1 protein-coding gene is annotated in these 659 nt (G+C 39.3%); it reads left to right on the top strand.

The genetic code is table 11. The features are described 5' to 3' along the window. Window positions 1–183: 183 nt before the first annotated feature. Window positions 184–534: an IS630 transposase-related protein gene (locus tag AAEZ03_RS25725; RefSeq protein WP_350582531.1), complete on the top strand. Its 351-nt coding sequence runs from the start codon at window positions 184–186 to the stop codon at window positions 532–534. The last annotated feature ends 125 nt before the right edge of the window (window positions 535–659 follow it).

The raw sequence follows: 659 nt of genomic DNA, 5'->3' as shown, positions 1-659 counted from the left end.
CATTAATATAGATAATAGCGACCACTAATAATGCGATGCAAAATTATTTAATTACCCACACCGCGTCTGCTATTGTTTATATTAAGGCTGGCAAATGAATTATCAAGGATAAAAACATAGTATAGTGTATTAAATATAAAAATGTTATAAGATAAAACATCTCAACAGATATACTCAATTATCATGACTTACTCACTAGATTATCGCAAACAAGTTCTTAAAAGCTTAGCAGGTGGCATGACTTTTGCCGAGGCAGCCTCTTTTTATGATATTAGTCCAACCACCATTCAAAAGTGGAAGAAACGGCTGCATAGTAAGAGCACTCGCAATGTTACGCCATCAAAAATACCAGATGATGCACTACGTAAAGACGTTGAGCGTTACCCTGATGACTATCACTATGAGAGAGCAAGACGGTTCAACTGTACTGCCCCAGCCATTTGTGAGGCTTTAAAACGCCTAGGCATCAGTCAAAAAAAAGACTTTAGAACATCCAAAAGCCTGTCCGATCAAAAGAGCGATATATCAGAATAAGCTTGAGCACTTTAAGCAGCAAGGCTACTCCAGTGTATAGATGGACGAAAGCGGCTTTGAGCACGAGACCATTCGCTCTCATGGCTATGCACCGATTGGTGAGCCTTGTATCGATAGCTACAACT

The organism is Pseudomonas sp. HY2-MNA-CIBAN-0224, assembly GCF_040310285.1.
Classification (GTDB): domain Bacteria; phylum Pseudomonadota; class Gammaproteobacteria; order Pseudomonadales; family Pseudomonadaceae; genus Aquipseudomonas; species Aquipseudomonas helleri.
The sequence above is the reverse complement of the archived record's forward strand: the minus strand, read 5'-3'. Positions and strand labels throughout refer to the sequence as shown.

Excerpts from the sequence above, each read along its gene's own strand:
- AAEZ03_RS25725 (WP_350582531.1), top strand. The coding sequence starts at position 184 with ATGACTTACTCACTAGATTATCGCAAACAAGTTCTTAAAAGCTTAGCA.